This is a genomic window from Thermus parvatiensis, from assembly GCF_001535545.1.
Classification (GTDB): domain Bacteria; phylum Deinococcota; class Deinococci; order Deinococcales; family Thermaceae; genus Thermus; species Thermus parvatiensis.
The window spans coordinates 1,196,590-1,216,633 of sequence record NZ_CP014141.1; the positions used below are offsets into that span (position 1 = coordinate 1,196,590).

Consider the following 20,044-nt stretch of genomic DNA (forward strand, 5'->3'; position numbering starts at 1 on the left):
TAGGGGGGCGGACCGCCCCCCTATAATGCCTCTGATGGCCAAGCGAGGCGCGGCCAAGCGCAACAAGCCCAACCGGAGCGGGGAGACCCGGGCCCTCCTTCTCGGCGCCTTCGCCCTCTTCCTGGCCTCGGGCTTCCTCCCGGGGACGGGAGCCGTGGGGGATTTCTTGCGGGAGGCCTTCTATGGGGCCTTGGGGCTTCCCGCCTACCTCACCCCCTTGGGCCTCCTCGCCCTGGCCTACCTCGTCTACCGGGGCCGCCCCCTCAAGGGGTTCCTCCGCCACCTCCTCTTCGCCTACCTGGTGGCCTTTGCCCTCCTTCCCCTCTTAGGGGAGGCGCTGGGAGGACGCCTAGGGGCCAGGATGCGGGCCGGGCTGGAGGCCTGGCTCGGCTGGCCCGGCCTCGCCTTGCCCCTCCTCGCCGCCCTCGCCCTGGTGGACCTCTGGCGGGGAAGGCCCCCTTGGGACCTCCTCCGCCGGGGGCTCGTCCTCGGGGTGGGGCTCGTGCGCCGGGCCCGGCTGGGCCTCCGTCGCCTCGCCCTCAGGCGGCGGCTCGGCCTCCTCGCCCGCCTCTACCCGGAACACACCGCCCTGAAGGCCCTCGCGCAAAGCCTCGCCCCCGAGGAGCTTCCCAAGGTGGAGGAGGCCCTCCGGGCCTTCGTGCGGGAACGGGTGGAGGAGTACGCCAGGAGGATGCGGGAAGACCAAAGGCCCCTGGAGCCCCGCGTCCAAGCCCTCCTCCAGGCCCTGAAGGCCCCCGTGCCCGGGGAAGGCCCCTTGCGGGACGCCCTGGAGGAGCGCCGGGCAGCCCTTCTCCTCGAGGCCTCGGCCCTCGCCGCCCGGATCGCGGCCCTCTCCACCCTCCCCGCCCTCTCCCCCACCCTTTCCGGCCTCCTCCGCGCCCGGAGGCTAAGGGAGGAGCGGCGCGCCCGCTGGGAGGAGGTGGCGGGGCTTCTTGAGGACCTGGAAGCCCGCTTTGACGAGCTCTCCCGCTGGCTCGCCTTCCTCGAGGCCAACCCCGAAAGGCAGCAGGAAGGGCTCCGGGCCCTCCTCACCCAAAGCCCCCCGCCCGCGCCTCCCCCAGCCCCAAAGCCCAAGCCCGAGGCCTTTGACCTGGACCTCGTCTTCCCCGAGCCGGAAAGGCCCGCCCCTCCGCCTGCCCCCTCCCCGCCCCCTGCGCCTGCCCCCGGCCGCCTCGCCCTCCCCACCCCCGACCTCCTGGACCCCCCCGAGCCCAAGGAGCGGAGCCGGGGCCTGGAGGAGGACGCCGAGCGGCTCAAGCGCACCATCGCCGAGACCCTCCGGCACTTCGGCGTCCAGGCGGAGGTGGTGGGCCACGCCCGGGGGCCCAGCGTCACCCGGTACGAGATCCTCCCCGCCCCGGGGGAGAAGATCAGCCGCATCCAGAGCCTGCAGAACGACCTGGCCCGGGCCCTGGCGGTGGGGGCGGTGCGGATCGAGGCCCCCATCCCCGGAAAGAACACCGTGGGCCTCGAGGTGCCCAACCCCAAGCGGGAGCTCGTCCGTCTCTCCGAGGCCGTCCTCTCCCCCGCTTTCCAAAACGCCAAAGCCCTCCTCCCCCTGGTCCTGGGGAAGAGCATCGAAGGGGAGATCTGGGTGAAGGACCTCGCCAGAATGCCCCACCTCCTCATCGCCGGCTCCACGGGAAGCGGGAAAAGCGTGGCCATCAACGTCCTCCTCCACAGCCTCCTCTTCAAACACCTGCCCACGACCTTGCGCCTCCTCCTCATTGACCCCAAGATGGTGGAGCTCACCCCCTACGAGGGGATCCCTCACCTCATCCGCCCCGTGGTGACGAGCCCCGAGGAGGCCGCAGGGGTCCTGCAGGGGGCGGTGGCCCACATGGAACGGCGCTACCGGATGATGAGCCAGGTGGGGGCCCGGAACCTGGAGCAGTACAACGCCAAGGTGGGGCCCGAGGAAGCCCTGCCCTACCTGGTCATCGTGGTGGACGAGCTCGCCGACCTGATGATGACCGCCCCCAAGGAGGTGGAGGCGGCCATCCTACGCCTGGCCCAGATGGCCCGGGCCACGGGGATGCACCTCATCCTGGCCACCCAGCGCCCCAGCGTGGACATCCTTACCTCTCTCATCAAGGTGAACATCCCCGCCCGCCTGGCCTTTGCCGTCTCCAGCGGGTTTGACTCCCGCACCATCCTGGACGCCCAGGGGGCGGAAAGGCTCATCGGCCAGGGGGACGCCCTCTTCCACCAGCCGGGCCTGCCCAAGCCCGTGCGCCTCCAGGTGCCCTACGTCTCCGAGGAGGAGGTGGCCCGGGTGGCGGGCTTCCTCCGGGGCCAAAGCTACGAGGACCGCTTCGCCGAGGCCTACGGGGCCGACTTTGAACCCCCGAAGGCCCTGGAAGGGGGAGGCCCGGGGGAGGTGGACTTCTCCGACCCCCTCTTGAAGAAGGCGGCGGAGATCGTGGTGGAGGAGGGGTATGGCTCGGTGAGCCGCCTGCAGCGCAGGCTTTCCATCGGCCACGCCCGCGCGGGGAAGCTCATGGACGCCCTCGAGGCCATGGGCATCGTGGGCCCGCCTCGAGGCTCCAAACCCCGGGAGGTCCTCGTCACCAAGGACCAGCTCAAGGACTTCTTCGGCTAGGGGTTGCCCCCGGGGGGGAGGGGGGCTATGATAGGCCCTTGTGGAAGCGGTGCCGGGCGGGCGCTGGGTAGCGGAGATTTACGGGTGCGACCTCTCCGTGTTGGAAAACCCCAAGATGGTGGAAGCGGCCCTTCTGGACGCGGTGATGCGCCTCGGGGCCCCTAAGGGCTCGGCCCAGTCGGTGGTCTACAAGTTCCACCCCCAGGGGCTCTCGGCCGCGGTGGTGAGCCCCGTGGCCGCGGTGATGATCCACACCTGGCCCGAGGACAACGCCTCCGCCACCCTGGACCTCTACTTCTACCGGGACGGGGTGGACCCGGAGGAGGTGCTCAAAGGCCTCACCCGGGCCTTCGGGGCCAAGGAGGAGTCCGCCTTCCGCTACTGGCGGGGCACGGAGCACGCCATCAGGCGCCGCGGCTTCGGCGCGGGAAAGGCCGAGTAGAAGGAGGACCTATGGACTACGGGATGTACTTCTTCGAGCACGTCACCCCCTACGAGACCCTGGCGCGGCGGATGGAGCGGGTCATCGCCTCGGGCAAGACCCCCTTCCAGGACTACTTCCTCTTTGAAACCCAGGGCTTCGGCAAGGTGCTCATCCTGGACAAGGACGTCCAGAGCACGGAACGGGACGAGTACATCTACCACGAGACCCTGGTCCATCCCGCCATGCTTACCCACCCCGAGCCCAAGCGGGTCCTCATCGTGGGGGGCGGGGAGGGGGCCACGCTCCGGGAAGTGCTCAAACACCCCACGGTGGAACAAGCGGTGATGGTGGACATTGACGGAGAGCTCGTGGAGGTGGCCAAGCGCCACATGCCCGAGTGGCACCAGGGGGCTTTTGACGACCCCAGGACCGTCCTCGTCATTGACGACGCCCGGGCCTACCTGGAGCGCACGGAGGAACGGTACGACGTCATCATCATTGACCTCACCGACCCCGTGGGGGAGGACAACCCCGCGAGGCTCCTCTACACCGTGGAGTTTTACCGCCTGGTCAAGGCCCACCTGAACCCGGGAGGCGTGATGGGGATGCAGGCGGGGATGATCCTCCTCACCCACCACCGCGTCCACCCCGTGGTGCACCGCACGGTGCGGGAGGCCTTCCGCTACGTGCGGAGCTACAAGAACCACATCCCGGGCTTCTTCCTGAACTTCGGCTTCCTCCTGGCCTCGGACGCCTTTGACCCCGCGGCCTTCTCCGAGGGGATCCTCGAGGCCCGGATCCGGGAGCGGAACCTCCCCCTGCGCCACCTCACCGCCCCCTACCTCGAGGCCATGTTCGTCCTGCCCAAGGACCTCCTCGAGGCCCTGGAGAAGGAGACCATGGTCTCCACCGACCAAAACCCCTTCTACGTCACCCCCGAGGGGAGGCCCGGCAGGCCCCTTACAAGGGCTGAGGCCTTCTCACCTTGGGCCGTGGTAGAGTGAGCCCATGCCGCGCGCTATAGTTCTCGTAGTGGTGGCCCTGGCCCTCCTGGGCCTCGGCTGGATCCTCTGGGGGCCCAAGGGCAAGGCGGGGCTGGACCCTGCGGAAGGGGCCCGCTTCGCCCTGGGGCGGGAGGACGCCCCCGTCGTGGTCGTGGACTTCTCCAACTACCTCTGCCCCCACTGCCAAAACCACGCCCTAAACGTCCTCCCCCGGCTCAAGGCGGAGTACATCGACACGGGGAAAGTGCGCTACCTCTTCCGCGACTTCCCCTTCCCCGGGCAGGCGAACGTGATCCGGGCAAGCGAAGCTGCGGCCTGCGCCGCCGAGCAGGGACGCTACTACGACTACCACCAGGCCCTCTTCCGGACCGCCAGCGCCTGGGGGAACCTCACCGGGGAGGCCTTGGACCGGTACCTCGTGGACCTGGCGGGCCAGATCGGCCTGGAGGAAGGGGCCTTTGCGGCCTGCCTCGCCTCGGGCCGGCACCGGGAGGAGGTCCTCGCCGACCAGAAGCTCGCCACCGACCTCGGCCTCACCGGCACCCCCACCTTCTTCATCAACGGGGAGAAGCACACGGGCTTCCTCCCCTACGAGGAGTGGAAGCGGCTTCTGGACGAGGCCCTGGCCAAGGCAGAGTAGCCTCTCAAAGAGGCCCAAGGCGAAGGGGTCTACTACCCATAAAAGCATGGAAGCGCTCTGGGTCGCCGCCGCCTTCGCCTTGGGCCTCCTGGCGAACCATCTCACCCTCCCTCCCCTCGTGGGCTATCTGGTTGCCGGGTTCCTCCTCGCGGGGGCCGGCATCCGGGAAACGACCTTCCTCCACCAGATCGCCGAGATCGGGGTCCTCCTCCTCCTCTTCAGCGTGGGGCTGAAGCTCCGCCTGAAGGACCTCCTGGACCCCAGGGTGCTTCTCTCCGGGGGCCTCCACCTCAGCCTTTTCGCCGCTCTCGCCTTCCTCTACACGAAAAACCTCCCCCTAGCCATCGCCCTCGGCTTCTCCAGCACGGTCCTGGTGGCCAAGGTCCTGGAGGACAAGAAGGAGCTCACCTCCTACCACGGGAGGATCGCCCTCGGGATCCTGGTCTTCCAGGACCTGGTGGCCGTGGGCCTCCTCACCCTCTACGGGGGCGAGGGGGTGAGCCCCTGGGCCGCCCTCGTCCTCCTCTTCCCCCTCCTCCGCCAGGGGGTGGCCTGGCTTCTGGAGAAAAGCGGCCATGAAGAGCTCCTCGTCCTCTTCGGCCTGGGCATGGCCCTGGGAAGCGGCGAGCTTTTCCAGCATGTGGGGCTTTCCCCCGAGCTCGGCGCCCTCCTCACCGGGGCCCTCCTCTCGGGCCACGCCAAGAGCGCCGAGCTCACCAAGGGGCTCTGGTCGCTCAAGGAGGCCTTCCTCGTGGCCTTCTTCCTGGACATCGGCCTGAGGGAGGGGCTTCAGGGCCTGGACCTGGGCCTCGCCGCGGGCCTTACCCTCCTCTTCCTCCTCAAGGCCCCGCTCTTTTTCCTCGTCCTCCTTCTCGTAGGCTACCGGGCCCGCACCGCCTTCGTGGCGGGGATGTACCTGAGCAACCACTCCGAGTTCGCCCTCATCGTGGGGGTGGCCCTGGGAAAGGCGGGCCTCCTCCCCCTGGGCCTCGGCACCCTGGCCCTCCTGGTGGCCCTCTCCATGGCCCTCTCCGCCCCCCTCGCCCGCGCAAGCCACACCCTCTACAAGCGCCTGGAACCCTTCCTCCTCCGCCTGGAGCGCCCGGGGCGCCACCCGGACCAGGAACCGGAAAGGCTGGACAGGGCCACGGCCTTGGTGGTGGGGATGGGGCGCACGGGGGGAGCGGTCTACCGGGTGCTGGAGGCCAGGGGGGAAAGGCCCTTCGGCCTGGACGCCGACCCCGAGAAGGTGGAGCGCCACCGGGCCAAGGGCAGGCGGGTGCTCTACGGGGACGCGGAGGACCCGGAGCTTTGGGAGCGCTTAGACCTCTCGGGGCTTAAGGCGGTGGTCCTCGCCCTGCCGGACCTGGAGGCCAAGGCCCTCGCCGCCCGCTGGCTCAAGGAGCGGGGCTTCCAGGGGCTTGTGGCCGCCACCAGCTACTTCCCCGAGGAGGACCCCGTGCTGGCCCAGGAAGGGGCCCACCTCATCTTCCATCCGTTCCAAGAAGCGGGGGAAAGGCTTGGGGAGCGGGTCCTGGAGAGCCTCGCTATAATGGGTAAGGTGAACTATGGCCGGTCACAGCAAATGGGCTCAGATTAAGCGCAAGAAGGCCGCGAACGACCTGAAGCGCGGCAAGCTCATCTCCAAGCACCTGCGGGCCATCCAGGCGGCGGCCCGCGCCGGGGGAAGCCCTTACCCCGAGGCCAACGTCCAGCTGAGAAACGCCATTGAGGCCGCCCGGGCCGACGACGTGCCCATGGAGAACATTGAACGCCTCCTGCAGAAGCTCCAGGGGGGCGGGGAAGGCGCCGAGCAGTACGAGGAGATCGTCTACGAGGGCTACGCCCCGGGAGGGGTGGCGGTGCTGGTCTACGCCCTCACGGACAACCGCAACCGCACCGCGGGCGAGGTGCGCCACGTCTTCGGCAAGTACGGGGGCTCCTTGGGCACCACGGGGAGCGTGGCCTGGCAGTTTGAGCGCAAGGGGGTCCTGGTCTGCGAGAACAGCGAAGCGGCCCAGGAGGCGGCCATTGAGCTCGGCGCCCTGGACCTGGAGGAGGAAGGGGAAAACCTCACCGTCTACACCGAGCCCACGGAGGCCTACCGGATCGCCGAGGCCCTGAAGGTCAAGGGGGTGCGGGTGGAGGCGGTGGAGGTGGTGCAGCACCCCCAGAACACCGTCGCCCTCCCCCCGGAGGAAGCCCAGAAGGTGATGCGGCTCGTGGAGGCCCTGGAAGACCTGGACGACGTCCAGCACGTCTACACCAACCTGGACCCCGAGAGCCTCCAGGTAGAGGCTTAAGCCCCCCTGCCCGGGCTCCGCAACACGGAACCCTGGCTAAGCTTTTTGCCGGGGCCCCCATGCGGGCAGAAGTCGGCATGGGGTGGTCCAAGACCCCCGAGGCCCCCGCACGGGGGCTTCGGTGTGGAAAGCAAAACCGCCCCTTTTGCGCATAGCCGCAAAAGGGGCTTTTCTTGACCGCCTCCCTCACCCTGCCCTAAGCTTCCCCTAACCGCGAGGAAGGGGCGCCTCACCTAGGGAAAGACCCTAAGGCGTTTCCTCGCGGGGGAGGAGCTTATGGACCGGGAGCACCTGGAAGCGTATTGGGCCAAGAACCTAAGCCTTATCCGGAACCTCCTCGTGGTCTGGGCGGTGGTGGCCTACGTGCTGGGCATCCTCCTCGCCCCCGCCCTGAACGGCATCCGCCTCTTCGGCGGGCCACCCTTGGGCTTCTGGATCGCCCAGCAGGGGAGCATCTACGTCTTCGTCATCCTCATCTTCTACTACGCCAGCCGCATGGCGGCCCTGGACCGGAAGTACGGCTTTGAGGACTAGGAGGAACGCCCATGAGCGCTGAAGTCTGGACCTGGATCATCGTGCTGGCCACCTTCGCCCTCTACCTCGGCATCGGCTACTGGGCCCGCGTGCGGGAAACCGCCGGCTTCTACGTGGCCGGGCGCGGGGTACCCCCCATAGCCAACGGGGCCGCCACCGCCGCCGACTGGATGTCCGCCGCCAGCTTCATCTCCATGGCGGGCCTCATCTCCTTCCTGGGCTACGACGGGGCGGTCTACCTGATGGGCTGGACCGGGGGGTATGTGCTCCTGGCCCTCCTCCTGGCCCCCTACCTGCGGAAGTACGGCAAGTACACGGTGCCCGAGTTCGTGGGGGACCGGTACTACTCCAACCTGGCCCGGGTGGTGGCGGTGATCGCCGCCATCTTCGTCTCCTTCACCTACGCGGTGCCCCAGCTCCGAGGCGTGGGCATCGTGCTCTCCCGCTACCTGGGGGTGGACGTGGCCACGGGGGTCTGGGCTGCAGTGATCGTCACCGCCTTCATCGCGGTGATCGGGGGGATGAAGGGCATCACCTGGACCCAGGTGGCCCAGTACACCGTGCTCATCATCGCCTACCTGATCATCGGCATCGCCCTGTCCAACTTGCTTACCGGCAACCCCATCCCCCAGCTGGCCTTCACCTTCAGCGACTTCGCCGTGCGGCTGAGCGAGCTCCAGGTGGAGCTGGGCTTCAAGGAGTACGTCGCCCCCTTCCAGAACCTCTCCGCCCTCAACGTCTTCCTCATCACCCTGACCCTGATGGTAGGGACGGCGGGCCTGCCCCACGTAATCATCCGCTTCTACACGGTGCCCAAGGCCTCCGACGCCCGCTGGAGCGCGGGCTGGGCCCTCCTCTTCATCGGCCTCCTTTACACCACCGCCCCTGCCGTGGCCGTCTTCTCCAAGTACAACCTCCTCACCACCCTGGCCAACAAGCCCATAGAGGAGGTGCGCCAGATTGACTGGGTGCAGAAGTGGGAGCAGACGGGCCTCCTGAAGCTCCAGGACAAAAACGGCGACGGCATCCTGCAGATGAGCGGGAACCGCGAGGTCAACGAGGTGACCATAGACCGGGACATCATCGTCCTCTCCACCCCGGAGGTGGCCAAGCTCTCCCCCTTCATCGTGGGCCTGGTGGCCGCAGGGGGCCTGGCCGCAGCGCTTTCCACGGCGGCGGGGCTCCTCATCGTCATCGCCAGCGCCATCAGCCACGACCTCTACACCCGGCTCATCAACCCCCAGGCCTCCGAGGCCACCAAGCTCCTCATCGCCCGGGTGATCATCTTCCTGGTGGTGGTCCTGGCGGCGCCCTTCGGCATCAACCCGCCCGCCTTCATCGCCCAGCTCGTGGCCTTCGCCTTCGGGCTTGCCGCGAGCACCTTCTTCCCCGCCATCCTCCTCGGGATCTTTGACCGAAGGATGAACATGCAAGGCGCGGTGGCCGGGATGCTGGTGGGCCTGGTCTTCACCGCCACCTACATCATCGGCACCTCGTACCTGGGCTGGCCGAACTTCATCTTCGGCATCACCGCCGAAGGCATCGGCGCCATCGGGATGCTCCTCAACTTCGTGGTGGCCTACCTGGTCTCCCGGGCCACGCCGCCGCCTCCTGAGGAGATCCAGCACCTGGTGGACGATATCCGCATCCCCAAGGGCAGCGCGGGCTCGGCCCTGGAACACTAAGCCCAAAGGAAGGCCCCATCCCGGGAAGCCGGGGTGGGGCTCTAAACTGAAGCCATGCCCCTCCTTTACCTGAGGTTTTACCTGGGAAGCCTCTCCGCGCTCTTTGCCTTCTACCTTCTCGGCCACTACCTTTTGGGCTTCCCCTTCCCCACGCCCACCACCCTTCTGCACCTGGCCCTCGGCGCAGGGGCAGGGGTGGGGCTTGGGGCGGTTTACCACCGGGTATGGCCCCTCCCCCCTCCTGGGCTTGGCCGGGTGGTGCGGCTTTTCGTCCTCCTCCCCCCCGCCTTCATGCTGGGCATCGGCCTCCTCGTCCTCCTCCAGGCCCAGGTGGCCCTGCCCTACCTGGTGCCCCTTCTGGCCTGGCTCACTCCCGACTATGGAAAGGCCCCTTCCTCCACCCCTTGACGCCCTCCCCGAGGAAGCCGTCCGGGCCTTCCTCGCCCGGGGGAGGAGGTCGCAGCCGAAGAAGGGGAGGTTCTCCTCGAGGCCCAAGGGCCCCCTGCAACCCATCTCTACCTGGTCCTCGAGGGGGAGGTGGCCCTGGAGGAAGAGGGCGAGGAGGTGGAGCGGCTTGGCCCCGGGAGCTTCTTCGGCTACCCTTCCCTGCTTTCCGGGACAAGCCCCGTCTTCACCGTGCGGGCCCGGGGGGAAACCCGCCTCCTCCGCTTCCCCAAAGAAGCCTTTGAGGCCCTCCTCGCCTACCCCGAGGCGGCCCGCTTCTTCGGCCGGGGCGTGGCGGAGCACCTTAGGCTGCGGCCGGAGAGGGTCCTGGAGCCAGGCCTCGCCCGGCCCGTGGGGGAGCTGGTGCAGCGCCCCCCCGTCTTCGTGGACCCCACCGCCTCCGTGGAGGAGGCGGCCCGGCGCATGCGGGAGGAGGGGATCTCCAGCCTTCTCGTCCGGGGAGAGCCCTTGGGCATCCTCACGGACCGGGACCTGAGGAACCGGGTCCTGGCCGAGGGGCTTCCCCCCTCCACCCCGGTGGGCCAGGTGGCCACGCGGCCCACCTTCACCCTCCCCGCCGACACCCCCCTCCTGGAGGCGGTAGCCGCCATGCTGGAGCGCCGGATCCACCACCTCCCCCTCACCCGGGGGGAGGCGGTGGTGGGGGTGGTCACCCACACGGACCTCCTCGCCCACCAGGCGCAAAGCCCCCTGGCCCTCCTCCGGCGGGTGGAACGGCTGGAGCTCGGCCGCTACGGGGAGGAGGTGGCCCGGCTGGTAGCGGGCCTGTTCCAGGCGGGGGTCCCGGCCCTGGAGATCGGACGGGTGGTGGCGGGGCTGAACGACGCCTTGATCCGCCGCCTCCTCCAGGAAGCGGAGCGGGCCTTGGGCCCCCCGCCCGTCCCTTACGCCTTCTTCGTCTTCGGTTCCGAGGGCAGGAAGGAGCAGGCCCTCCTCACCGACCAGGACAACGCCCTGGCCCTGGCCGAAGAGGGGCACGAGGCCTACTTCCAGGCCCTGGCCGAGCGGGTGGTGGAGGGGCTCGTGGCGGCGGGCATCCCCCCCTGCCCCGGGGGGTACATGGCCACCCGCTGGCGCTTAAGCCTTGCCCGCTGGCAGGAGGTCTTCGCCCGCTGGATGGAAGCCCCCGAGCCCCAGGCCCTTCTGGACGCCCAGATCTTCTTTGACCTCCGCCCCGTGGGAGGCACCCTCTCCCTGGCCCCGTTGGAGCGGCTCATCCAGGAAAAGGCCAAGAGCGGGGTCTTCCTCTACCACCTGGCCCAGGCCGCCCTCGCCTTCCGCCCGCCCTTGGGCCTCTTCGGCCGGGTGCGCACGGAGGAGGGGTTTCTTGACCTCAAGCAGCACGCCCTCGCCCCCATCGTGAGCCTCGCCCGGGTCTACGCCCTCATGACGGGAAGCCCCGCGCGGCGCACAACGGAGCGGCTTAAGCAGGGGGTGGAGAAGGGAGCCTTGAGCCTGGAGCTCGCCGAGAGGCTGGAGGAGGCCTACGCCTTCTTCTTCCACCTCCGCCTCAAGGCCCAGCTCCAGGCCCTGAAAGAGGGCCGGCCCCCGGGCAACCGCGTGGTCTACAAGGCCCTCTCCCCCCTGGAAAGGCGCCGGGCCCTCGAGGGGTTCCGCGCCATCCTCGAGGCCCAGGAGGCCCTAGCCCTCCGCTTCCAGATCCGGCTATGAAGGCGCGAAGCCTGGCCCTCTTCCTCCTCGGCCTCCTCCTCTTCGCCTCCCCCTTCGCCCTCTTTTTCCCCGAGCCTTCAGGGCCCGGGGGACTCCCACCCTTTTACCTCTACCTCTTCCTCGCTTGGGCGGGGTTCGTCCTCCTCCTCTTCCTCAACGCCAGGAGGCCATGAACCCGGAAGCCCTCCTCGCTGGCTTCTTCCTCTACCTGGGACTCCTCTTCCTCCTCGCCCGCCTGGGGGAAGAGCGGGGAGGGCGCCTCTTCCAAAGCCCCTGGACCTACACCCTCTCCCTGGGGGTCTACGCCACCGCCTGGACCTTCTTCGGCAGCGCCGGCTGGGCCGCCACCTCGGGGCCCCTCTTCCTCACCATCTACCTGGGGCCCACCCTGGCCCTGGCCCTCTGGCCCCTTCTCCACCTGCGCCTTCTGCGCCTGGCCCGGGCCCACCGCCTCACCTCCTGGGCCGACTTCCTCTACCTGCGCTACGGCCGGGACCCCCTCTTGGGGGCGGTGGCCGCGGGGTTTCTCGTCCTGGGCCTCCTCCCCTACCTCGCCCTCCAGCTCAAAGCCATCGCCCAGGCCTTCCTCTTCCTGAGCGGGGAGGTGCGCCCCCTGGGGGACGTGGCCCTCTACACCGCCCTTTGCCTCGCCTTCTTCACCGTCCTCTTCGGCACCCGCCGCCTGGACCCCACGGAGCGGCACCCGGGCCTGGTCCTGGCCGTGGCTTTTGAGGGGGGGGTGAAGCTCTTCGCCATGCTGGTCCTGGGCCTTTACGCCCTCCTTGGGCACGGGGCCGAGCCCTTCCGCGAGGCCGTCCGCCGGGGCCTTGACCCCCTCCTCCTTCCCCCCCAGGGCCTCGAGGGCCACCTGGCCTGGACCGGCCTCACCTTCCTCGCCCTCCTCGCCTTCCTCTTCCTCCCCCGGCAGTTCCACGTGGCCGTGGTGGAAAACACGGACGAGCGCCACCTGGCCCTGGCCTCCTGGGCCTTCCCCCTCTACCTCCTCCTCCTGAACCTGCCCATCCTCCCCCTGGCCCTCCTAGGCCGCCTGCACCACCCGGAGGTGCCCCCCGACCTCTACGTCCTCGCCGTGGCCCGGGAGGGCGGCGCGGCCCTGGCCTTCCTCGCCTTTTTGGGCGGGGTCTCGGCGGCCACGGCCATGGTGGTGGTGGAAACCCTCGCCCTCTCCATCCTCGTCTCCCACCACCTCCTCGCCCCCCTCCTCCGCCGCCAAGCCCTCGGGCGCCTCCTCCTCTTCCGGCGGGGCACGGTTCTCGCCGTCCTCCTCCTCGCCTACCTCTACTTCCGCCTGGCGGGGGAGGCCTACGCCCTGGTGGGCATGGGGCTCATCTCCTTCGTGGCCGTGGCCCAGCTCGCCCCGGCGGGGCTTCTCGGCCTCTTCTGGCAGGGGAGCACCCGGGAAGGGGCCCTCGCGGGCCTTTTCGGGGGCATCCTGGTCTGGGCCTACACCCTCCTCCTCCCCGCCCTCGTCCGCTCCGGGTGGCTCCCCCAGGACCTCTTCGCCGTCCTTCCCTCCTTCCTCCACCCGGAGGGGCTTTTTGGGGTGCGGGGGCTTGACCCTGTGGTTCACGGCTTCCTGGCAAGCCTCCTCGCGAACACGGGGCTCCACCTCCTCGTCTCCTTACGGCAAACCCCCTCCCCCCCGCCCTCCGGCCGGGCCGGGGAGGAGGAGGCGCTGGCCGACCTCCTGGAAAGGTTCTTGGGCCCCGAGGCCCGGGAGAACCTGAGGGCCTACGCGAGGACCTTCAAGGGGCCCGACAAGGCGGAGCGCCTCGCCGAGCGGGCGGAGGCCCTCCTCGCCGGGGCCTTGGGACCCGCCACCGCCCGCCTCCTCCTCCTCTCCGCCACCCGGGAGGTCCCCAGGGAGGCGGTGGAGGCGGCGGCCCGGGAGTCGCAGCGGGTGCGGGCCTACGCCCAGGCCCTGGAGGCCGCCCGGCGCGAACTGGAAGCCGCCTACCGGCGTTTGGAGGAAATGGACCGCCTAAAGGACGAGTTTTTGGCCACCGTCTCCCACGAGCTCAAGACCCCCCTCACCGCGGTGAGGGCCCTGGCGGAGATCCTGGCCCAGGAGGAGGTGGGGGAGGAGGAAAGGCGGCGCTTCACCGCCCTCCTCGCCCAGGAGGCGGCCCGCCTTTCCCGGCTCGTGGAGGAGATCCTGGCCTACACCCGCCTGGAGGCCCGCCCCGAGGAGCCCCCGGCCCCCGTGGACCTGGAGGCCCTGGCCCGGGAGGCCCTGGCCCTCTCGGAGCCCCTGGCGCGGGAACGGGGCCTCCGCCTCGAGGCCCGGCTCCAGCCCCTTCGGGTCCAGACCCATCGGGACCGGGCCCTCCAGGTCCTCCTGAACCTCCTCGCCAACGCCTTGCGCCACGCCCGAAGCCGGGTGGTCCTGGAGCTTAGGGCGGAAGCGGGGGAGGCCCGCTTCCGGGTGGTGGACGACGGCCCCGGGGTCCCCGAGGCCCTGAGGGAACACATCTTCGCCCCCTTCCACAGCTACGCCGGGGGGACGGGCCTCGGCCTCGCCATCGCCCGGAGATTGGCGGAAGCCCTGGGCGGACGGCTCTTTCTGGAAGACGGGGAAGGCGGGGTCTTCGTGTTTGCGTTACCCTTGAGAGGAGGCTATGGCCCAAGTGCTGATCGTGGACGATGAGGAGAGCATCCTGGTGCCCCTGGAGTTCCTCTTCCGCAAGGCCGGGCACCGGGTGGAGCTGGCAAGGACAGGGGAGGAGGCCCTAAGCCGCCTCGCCGAGAGGCCCTACGCCCTCGTGGTCCTGGACCTCATGCTCCCGGGGGTGGACGGGTTCCAGGTCCTCGAGGCCCTCAAGGCCCGCACCCCCGCCCCCAAGGTCCTGGTCCTCACCGCCAGGGGGCGGGAGGCGGACCGGGCCAAGGCCAGGGCCTTGGGGGCGGACGCCTTCTTGGCCAAACCCTTTGGTGTCCAGGACCTCATGGCGGAGGCGCGTCGCCTCCTGGAAGAAGGATGATGAACGCCCTCCGCTTCCTCGGCGCCCTCCTCCTCGGCCTCCTCCTGGTGGCGGGAAGCCTCGCCCTTGGCCTCTTCCTTCTCTTGGAAGGCAACCCCGAGGCCCAGGCCGCCCTCTGGGAAGCGGTGCGGGCCCGGCCCATGGTGCCCCTTTTCACGGGCCTCCTCCTCCTGGGGGCGCTCTCCCTCCTCCTCTACCCGCCCTTCCTGGGCTACCTGGCCCTGACCCGGGCCTTGGGGCAGGAAAGCGAGGTCCTCCTCGCCCACCCCGGGCACCGCCTCACCCCCCGGGGCCTTGGGAGCTCCGCCACCTGGCCCGGCTCATCAACCGGCTGGCGGAGGAAAAGGAGAGGCTGGAGCAAAGGCTTGAGGAGGAGGCGGCCCAGGCCAAGGACCTGGTGGAGGCGGAGCGGGAGCGCCTCGCCCGGGTCCTGGCCCAGCTCCCCCAGGGGGTGGTGCTCTCGGACGAGCGGGGGCTCGTCCTCCTCTACAACCCCAAGGCCCGGGCCCTTCTGGGGGAGGGGCTCGGGGTGGGGAAAAGCCTCTTCGGCCTCCTGGACCGGTCCCTCCTCCTCCACGCCCAGTCCCTGCCCCAGGCCGCCTTCCTGGTCCAGGGCCCCAAGGGGCCTTTGCGCCTGAAGGCGCGGGCTTTGGAGGAGGGGTTTCTCCTTCTCCTGGAGGAGGCCCTCCCCGAGGGACCGAGCCGGGAGCGGCTCCACCGCCTCAAGGACAAGGCGGCGGGGGTCCGGGCCCTGGTGGAGGTGCTGGAAAGGGAAACCACCGGGGAGGCGAAGCGGCTTCTCCAGGTGGCCCGGGAGGCCCTGGACGAGATCCAAGGCCTCCTCCAGGACCTCGCCCCAAGCCCCCACGAGGAGGTGCTGGCCCAAGACCTCCTCCGCCTTTTGGCGGGCCGCTTGGAGGCGCGGCTCGCCCTCACTCCCGGGTGGACCCTGGACCCGGAGGCGGAAGGGCTTCTGGTCCAAGCGGACACCTTCGCCCTGGCGGAGGGGCTCGCCAAGACCTTGGAGGGCACCGAGGAGGTCTTCCTCCGGGGAGGAGCCGAGGGGGAGGGGCTCTTCCGGCTCACCGTCCTCCTTCCCCGGGAAGCCCCCAGGCCCCACCCCCTCCTCGCCGAGGCCGCCGAGGCCACGGGAAGCCTTTGGCGGGAGGGAAGCCGGCTCGTCCTCCTCCTCCCCGCCCGTAAGGCGCCCCCCGAGGCCTTCAAAGAGACCCCAGCCCCCAGGGCCCTGGTCTACGACCTCACCCTCCTCCAGGTGCCTGCAGGTCTGGAGGACGTCACCCTGGACCAGCTCCTTTACACCGCCTTTGACCTGGAAACCACGGGCCTGGACCCCGAGCAAGACGCCGTGGTGGCCCTCGCCGGGGTCCACGTCCTGGGCCGGAGGGTCCTGCGGCAGGAGGTGTTTGAGGCCCTGGTGAACCCGGGGCGCCCCATCTCCCCCGCGGCCACGGCGGTCCACGGCCTCACGGCGGAGATGCTCCGGGACAAGCCTCCCCTAGAGGCGGTCCTCCCCGCCTTCCGCGCCTTCGTCCAGGACACGGTGCTGGTGGCCCACAACGGGGCCTTTGACCTGGCCTTTCTGCGCCGGGCGGGCCTGGACCAGCCCCCCCTCCTGGACACCCTCCTCCTCGCCCAGCTCCTCTTCCCCGACCTCAAGGACTACCGCCTCGAGGCCCTGGCCCACCGCTTCGGCGTCCCCGCCACCGGGCGGCACACCGCCCTGGGCGACGCCCTGATGACGGCGGAGGTCTTCGTGAGGATGCAGCCCCTCCTCTTTGAGCGGGGGCTTAAGCGGCTATGGGACGTGGTGGAGGCCTGCCGCCGCCTCCCCTTGGCCCGGCTCAGGTACTGAGCCGGGCGAGGGCCCTTCGGCCGATGTCCCTCCGGTACACCGCCCCGGGGAAGCCCACCTGGGGGATGTAGGCGTAGGCCCGCTCCAGGGCCTCCTTGAGGTCCTTCCCCAGGCCCACCACGTTCAAGACCCGCCCCCCGGCGCTCACGAGCCTGCCCCCTTCCCTCCGGGTCCCGGCGTGGAAGACCAGCACCCCCTCCGGGGGCTCGGGAACGTGGAGGGGGATCCCCTTCCTGGGGCTTTCGGGGTAGCCCGGGGCGGCGAGGACCACGCAGGCGGCCGCCCCCTCCTTCCAGGAAAGCCTCGTCCCCGCAAGCCTCCCCTCGGCCACCCTCAGGGCGAGCTCCACCAGGTCGTTCTCCAAAAGGGGCAGGAGCGCCTGGGCCTCGGGGTCGCCGAAGCGGGCGTTGAACTCCAGGACCTTGGGGCCTTCCCGGGTTAGCATGAGGCCGGCGTAGACCACCCCCCGGTAGACCACCCCCTCCGCCCTTAGGCCCCGGACAAGGGGCTTTAGGATCTCCTCCTCCACCCGCCTAAGGGTGGCCCTGTCCATGGGGTAAGGGGCGATGGCCCCCATCCCCCCCGTCATGGGGCCCTGGTCTCCGTCCAAAAGGCGCTTGTGGTCCTGGGAAGGGAGGAGGGGGAGGATCGTCTCGCCATCGGTGAGGGCGAGGACCGTGGCCTCCTCCCCTTCCAGGTACTCCTCTATGACCACCTCCCCCCCCTCGGCCCGGTTCAGGATGTTGGCCACGGCCTGCTTGGCCTGGTGCAGGTCAAAGGCCACCGTGACCCCCTTTCCCGCGGCAAGCCCCGAGTCCTTGACCACCACAGGCACCCCCACCTCCTCCAGGTACGCCAGGGCCTCCAGGGGCTCCCGGAAGACCCGGTAGCGGGCCGTGGGGATGCCGTAGCGCTCCATGAGGCCTTTGGCGAAGGCCTTGGAGCCCTCAATCATGGCCGCCTTCTGCGTGGGGCCGAAGACCAAAAGCCCCCGGGCCTGGAAGGCGTCGGCGATCCCCTCCACCAGGGGGGCCTCCGGGCCCACCAGGGTGAGGTCTATGCCCTCGGCCAGGGCCCAGTCCGCCAGGGCCTCCACGTCCCCGTTCCAAGGGACGAGCTCCGCCAGGGCCGCCATGCCGGCGTTCCCGGGGGCGGCGTAGAGCTTTTCCACCAGGGGGCTTTGCGCCGCCTTCCAAAGGAGGGCGTGCTCCCGCCCCCCGCTGCCCACCACGAGGACCTTCATGGTGAGGATTCTACCCGCAACGCCTCCTCCGCCCGGGCCCGGACCTCCTCGGGAAGCCCCGCCACCTCCTCCAGGAGGACGGGGCTGGGCTCGGCGAGGAGGTGGGCGGCGAGGAAGGCGCCCCGCCCCCACTCCCCCCCTTGCCCCAGGAAGGCGGGGCCTACCAGCGCCTCCTGTCCCCAGGCGCGAAGGAGGGCCCAGGCCCTGAGGTACAGGGGCCTTTCCCGCGGGGAAAGGGCCCGGAAGGCCCCCGCCGCCTCCCGCCCAAGCCGGGCCTCGAGGTCCGGGGGCGGGGGGAAGGCGAGCCCCCGGAGGAGGAGGCGGACGGCCTTGGGGTAAAGCCTATGCTCCAGGCGGAGGACGCGGGCCTCCAAGGCCTCCGGCGTGTCCCCCGGAAGGACGGGCACCCGCCCCTGGAGGAGGATGGGCCCCGTGTCCATCCCCTGGTCCACGAAGTGGACGGTGGAGCCCGTCTCCCTCTCCCCCGCCTCCAGGACCCGGCGGTGGACGTGAAGCCCCGGGTAGTCGGGGAGGAGGGAGGGGTGGACGTTGAGGAGGCGGCCGTACCAGGGCTCCACGAACCGGGGGAGAGGAGACGCATGAAGCCTGCGAGGAGGACGAGGTCCACCCCCCTCGCCGCCAAAAGCCCCAAGGCCTCCTCCTCAAAGGCCCGCCGCCCCCGCCAGGGGAGGGCCAGGGCCTCTACCCCCCGCCTCCTTGCCCGCTCCAGGGCCAGGGCCTCGGGGTTGTCGGAGACCACCAGGACCACCTCCCCCAAGGGGTGCCCTTTGGGGAAGGCCTGGAGGAGGGCCTCGAGGTTCGTCCCCCTCCCGGAGGCGAAGACGGCCATCCGGGCGGGCCGCCCCAAGGGAAAGGGCGTCACCTGCCCTCCAAGGCCTCCGGGTGGTGCTTCCGCCAGTAGCGCACGAGGCCCTGGAGGTTCATGAAGGGGGGGTCGGCGAGGGCGTAAAGCCGCATGCCCGCCTCGTCCACCCCGGCCTCCCTAAGGCCCTCGCGCCAGTAGGCCTCAAAGCGCCGGACCATCTCCTCCTCGGAAAGCCCCTCCTTCAGGCGGTGAAGCACCCAGCCCGCCCAGGCCTCCAGAACCCCCTTGAGCCCCTGGAGGTGGGCCTCCACGTCCTCGTAGGCGCCGAAGTGGGTGAGGTAGAGGGCTTTGGGCCTCAAGGCGAGGAGGCGGTCCAAGGAGGCGTACCAGCTTTCCAGGTGGATGTCCGGGGGCGGGGTGGGCGGGAGGACGGGCCCGGGGGCGATCCGCACCCCGGCCACGTCCCCGGTGAAGACGAGGTCCCCCACCCGGTAGGCGTGGTGGTGGGAAGCGTGCCCCGGGGTCTCCACCGCCTGGACCTCGAGGCCGCCCAGAGCCACCACCTCCCCGTCGGCGAGGGGGCGCACCCTCTCCTCCGGGATCCCCCGAACCTCGCCCCAGAGGACCCCAAGCTGGTCCCCGTAGATCCTCTCCGCCGAGGCGAGGAGCCTGGAGGGGTCCACCAGGTGGGGGGCGCCCCTGGGGTGGACGTAGACCGTGGCCCCAAGCTCCGCCAAGCGCCAGGCCGCCCCCGCGTGGTCCAGGTGGATGTGGGTCACGAAGACGTGGCGCACCTCCTCGGGGGCCACCCCCTCCGCCCGCAGGGCGTCCACAAGCCGCGGGTAGCAGCTTTCCGGCCCCGTCTCCACGAGGACGGGCCCCTCCCCGGAGTCCAGGAGAAAGCTCGCGATGACCCGCTCCGCCCCCTGGAAGCGGAGGTCCAAGACCTTCACCACGGCCTCTCCTCCTTGGGCCCGATGAGGGTGAAGAGGGTCCCCACGCCCTCCACGGCCACCTCCAGCCGGTCCCCGGGCCTCAGGGCCCCCACGCCCTCGGGGGTCCCGGTGAGGACCACGTCCAAAGGCTCCAGGGTCATGAAGGTGGAGATGTAGGAGAGGATCTCGGCCACGCTGAAGATCATCTGGGAGGTGTGGCCTTCCTGCCGCAGCGTCCCGTTCACGTAGGTGCGCACCCAGGTGTCCTGGGGGTTGAGGTCCGTCTCCAGCCAGGGGCCCAAGGGCAGGAACTTGTCGGCGCTCTTGGCCCGGACCCACTGCAGGTCCTTCTTCTGCACGTCCCGGGCGGTGATGTCCACGGCCACGGTGTAGCCCAGGACGTGGTCCAGGGCCTTCTCCGGGGGGACATGGCGCATCCTGTCCCCGACGACCACGGCAAGCTCCCCCTCGTAGTGGAGCTCCTCGGTGAAAAAGGGGTAGGGGACGGGCTCGGCGGTGCCCCAGGGGTCCATGGGGTTCCCGGGCCGGGCCAGGGCGTTGGGCCCCTTGAGGAAGAGGCCGGGCTCCTTGGGCAGGTCCTCCCCGAAGTCGTGCCCCATCTCCCGGATGTGCTCCCGGTAGTTCCGCCCTACGCAGACGATCTTGGTGGGCGTGGCCGGGGGCAGCAGGGTGACGGAGGCCAGGTCGTACCGCCTTCCCGTGGGGTTCCCCCCGGGGCCGTCCGTCTCCAGGACGAGCTCGCCCTCGAGGACCCCCCACCTCCCCTCGTTGAAGCGCAGGATCTTCATGCCCCTA

The 20,044-nt window shown here is 70.2% G+C and carries 14 protein-coding genes and 4 pseudogenes; 14 read left to right on the top strand and 4 right to left on the bottom strand.

All coding sequences use genetic code 11. From position 1 onward, the window contains the following. The first annotated feature begins 25 nt into the window (after positions 1-25). From AV541_RS06595 to AV541_RS13120, 14 genes and pseudogenes are all read left to right on the top strand, one after another. Entirely contained in the window at positions 26-2,623 is a 2,598-nt protein-coding gene (locus AV541_RS06595) for an FtsK/SpoIIIE family DNA translocase (RefSeq protein ID WP_082709656.1), read from the top strand. A 40-nt stretch (positions 2,624-2,663) separates the two neighbouring features. Then, positions 2,664-3,065, top strand: coding sequence for an S-adenosylmethionine decarboxylase (speD, locus tag AV541_RS06600; RefSeq protein WP_060384538.1), 402 nt, complete (start codon positions 2,664-2,666; stop codon positions 3,063-3,065). An 11-nt stretch (positions 3,066-3,076) separates the two neighbouring features. After that, positions 3,077-4,020: pseudogene (gene speE / locus AV541_RS06605) on the top strand (polyamine aminopropyltransferase). A gap of 35 nt (positions 4,021-4,055) precedes the next feature. Beyond that, positions 4,056-4,691 (top strand): DsbA family protein, encoded by a 636-nt coding sequence (locus tag AV541_RS06610; protein ID WP_060384539.1) that lies wholly within the window; start codon positions 4,056-4,058, stop codon positions 4,689-4,691. Between the two features lie 46 nt (positions 4,692-4,737). Then, the gene (locus AV541_RS06615; protein ID WP_060384540.1) at positions 4,738-6,291 is read left to right on the top strand and encodes a cation:proton antiporter family protein; all 1,554 of its coding nucleotides are present in this window, start codon (positions 4,738-4,740) and stop codon (positions 6,289-6,291) included. Then, the gene (locus AV541_RS06620; RefSeq protein WP_008632256.1) at positions 6,260-6,994 is read left to right on the top strand and encodes a YebC/PmpR family DNA-binding transcriptional regulator; all 735 of its coding nucleotides are present in this window, start codon (positions 6,260-6,262) and stop codon (positions 6,992-6,994) included. The genes AV541_RS06615 and AV541_RS06620 overlap by 32 nt, the downstream gene beginning before the upstream one ends. Positions 6,995-7,270: 276 nt before the next feature. Next, positions 7,271-7,528, top strand: coding sequence for a DUF4212 domain-containing protein (locus AV541_RS06625; protein WP_008632254.1), 258 nt, complete (start codon positions 7,271-7,273; stop codon positions 7,526-7,528). Between the two features lie 11 nt (positions 7,529-7,539). Continuing rightward, positions 7,540-9,213: a sodium:solute symporter family protein gene (locus AV541_RS06630; protein WP_060384541.1), complete on the top strand. Its 1,674-nt coding sequence runs from the start codon at positions 7,540-7,542 to the stop codon at positions 9,211-9,213. A 54-nt stretch (positions 9,214-9,267) separates the two neighbouring features. After that, a complete protein-coding gene (locus tag AV541_RS06635; protein ID WP_060384542.1) occupies positions 9,268-9,621 on the top strand; it encodes a hypothetical protein in 354 nt (117 codons plus the stop codon). Then, positions 9,593-11,349, top strand: a pseudogene (locus AV541_RS06640) (DUF294 nucleotidyltransferase-like domain-containing protein). The gene AV541_RS06635 and the pseudogene AV541_RS06640 overlap by 29 nt, the downstream one beginning before the upstream one ends. Next, positions 11,346-11,522: a hypothetical protein gene (locus AV541_RS06645; RefSeq protein WP_060384543.1), complete on the top strand. Its 177-nt coding sequence runs from the start codon at positions 11,346-11,348 to the stop codon at positions 11,520-11,522. The pseudogene AV541_RS06640 and the gene AV541_RS06645 overlap by 4 nt, the downstream one beginning before the upstream one ends. Then, complete coding sequence (locus tag AV541_RS06650; RefSeq protein ID WP_060384544.1) at positions 11,519-14,017, top strand: ATP-binding protein; 2,499 nt, start codon at positions 11,519-11,521, stop codon at positions 14,015-14,017. Before AV541_RS06645 ends, AV541_RS06650 begins: the two co-directional genes overlap by 4 nt. Then, positions 13,989-14,351 carry a response regulator transcription factor gene (locus tag AV541_RS06655; protein ID WP_060384545.1) on the top strand — a complete coding sequence of 121 codons (363 nt, stop codon included), beginning with the start codon at positions 13,989-13,991 and terminating at the stop codon, positions 14,349-14,351. Before AV541_RS06650 ends, AV541_RS06655 begins: the two co-directional genes overlap by 29 nt. Further along, positions 14,351-16,224, top strand: a pseudogene (locus tag AV541_RS13120) (exonuclease domain-containing protein). Before AV541_RS06655 ends, AV541_RS13120 begins: the two are co-directional and overlap by 1 nt. On the opposite strand, the gene purD reads toward AV541_RS13120, so the two are convergent. The 4 genes and pseudogenes from purD to AV541_RS06680 form a co-directional block, all read right to left on the bottom strand. After that, the gene (gene purD / locus AV541_RS06665) at positions 16,214-17,467 is read right to left on the bottom strand and encodes a phosphoribosylamine--glycine ligase (RefSeq protein ID WP_060384546.1); all 1,254 of its coding nucleotides are present in this window, start codon (positions 17,465-17,467) and stop codon (positions 16,214-16,216) included. The pseudogene AV541_RS13120 and the gene purD overlap by 11 nt on opposite strands. Beyond that, a pseudogene (purN, locus tag AV541_RS06670) lies at positions 17,464-18,317 on the bottom strand (phosphoribosylglycinamide formyltransferase). The gene purD and the pseudogene purN overlap by 4 nt, the downstream one beginning before the upstream one ends. 29 nt (positions 18,318-18,346) lie before the next feature. After that, complete coding sequence (locus tag AV541_RS06675; RefSeq protein WP_060384547.1) at positions 18,347-19,249, bottom strand: MBL fold metallo-hydrolase; 903 nt, start codon at positions 19,247-19,249, stop codon at positions 18,347-18,349. Further along, the gene (locus tag AV541_RS06680) at positions 19,243-20,037 is read right to left on the bottom strand and encodes a fumarylacetoacetate hydrolase family protein (RefSeq protein WP_060384548.1); all 795 of its coding nucleotides are present in this window, start codon (positions 20,035-20,037) and stop codon (positions 19,243-19,245) included. Before AV541_RS06680 ends, AV541_RS06675 begins: the two co-directional genes overlap by 7 nt. Positions 20,038-20,044 lie beyond the last annotated feature (7 nt).

Excerpts from the sequence above, each read along its gene's own strand:
- AV541_RS06595 (WP_082709656.1), top strand. The coding sequence starts at position 26 with ATGCCTCTGATGGCCAAGCGAGGCGCGGCCAAGCGCAACAAGCCCAAC.
- AV541_RS06610 (WP_060384539.1), top strand. The coding sequence starts at position 4,056 with ATGCCGCGCGCTATAGTTCTCGTAGTGGTGGCCCTGGCCCTCCTGGGC.
- AV541_RS06615 (WP_060384540.1), top strand. The coding sequence starts at position 4,738 with ATGGAAGCGCTCTGGGTCGCCGCCGCCTTCGCCTTGGGCCTCCTGGCG.
- AV541_RS06620 (WP_008632256.1), top strand. The coding sequence starts at position 6,260 with ATGGCCGGTCACAGCAAATGGGCTCAGATTAAGCGCAAGAAGGCCGCG.
- AV541_RS06625 (WP_008632254.1), top strand. The coding sequence starts at position 7,271 with ATGGACCGGGAGCACCTGGAAGCGTATTGGGCCAAGAACCTAAGCCTT.
- AV541_RS06630 (WP_060384541.1), top strand. The coding sequence starts at position 7,540 with ATGAGCGCTGAAGTCTGGACCTGGATCATCGTGCTGGCCACCTTCGCC.
- AV541_RS06635 (WP_060384542.1), top strand. The coding sequence starts at position 9,268 with ATGCCCCTCCTTTACCTGAGGTTTTACCTGGGAAGCCTCTCCGCGCTC.
- AV541_RS06645 (WP_060384543.1), top strand. The coding sequence starts at position 11,346 with ATGAAGGCGCGAAGCCTGGCCCTCTTCCTCCTCGGCCTCCTCCTCTTC.
- AV541_RS06650 (WP_060384544.1), top strand. The coding sequence starts at position 11,519 with ATGAACCCGGAAGCCCTCCTCGCTGGCTTCTTCCTCTACCTGGGACTC.
- AV541_RS06655 (WP_060384545.1), top strand. The coding sequence starts at position 13,989 with ATGGCCCAAGTGCTGATCGTGGACGATGAGGAGAGCATCCTGGTGCCC.
- purD (WP_060384546.1), bottom strand. The coding sequence starts at position 17,467 with ATGAAGGTCCTCGTGGTGGGCAGCGGGGGGCGGGAGCACGCCCTCCTT.
- AV541_RS06680 (WP_060384548.1), bottom strand. The coding sequence starts at position 20,037 with ATGAAGATCCTGCGCTTCAACGAGGGGAGGTGGGGGGTCCTCGAGGGC.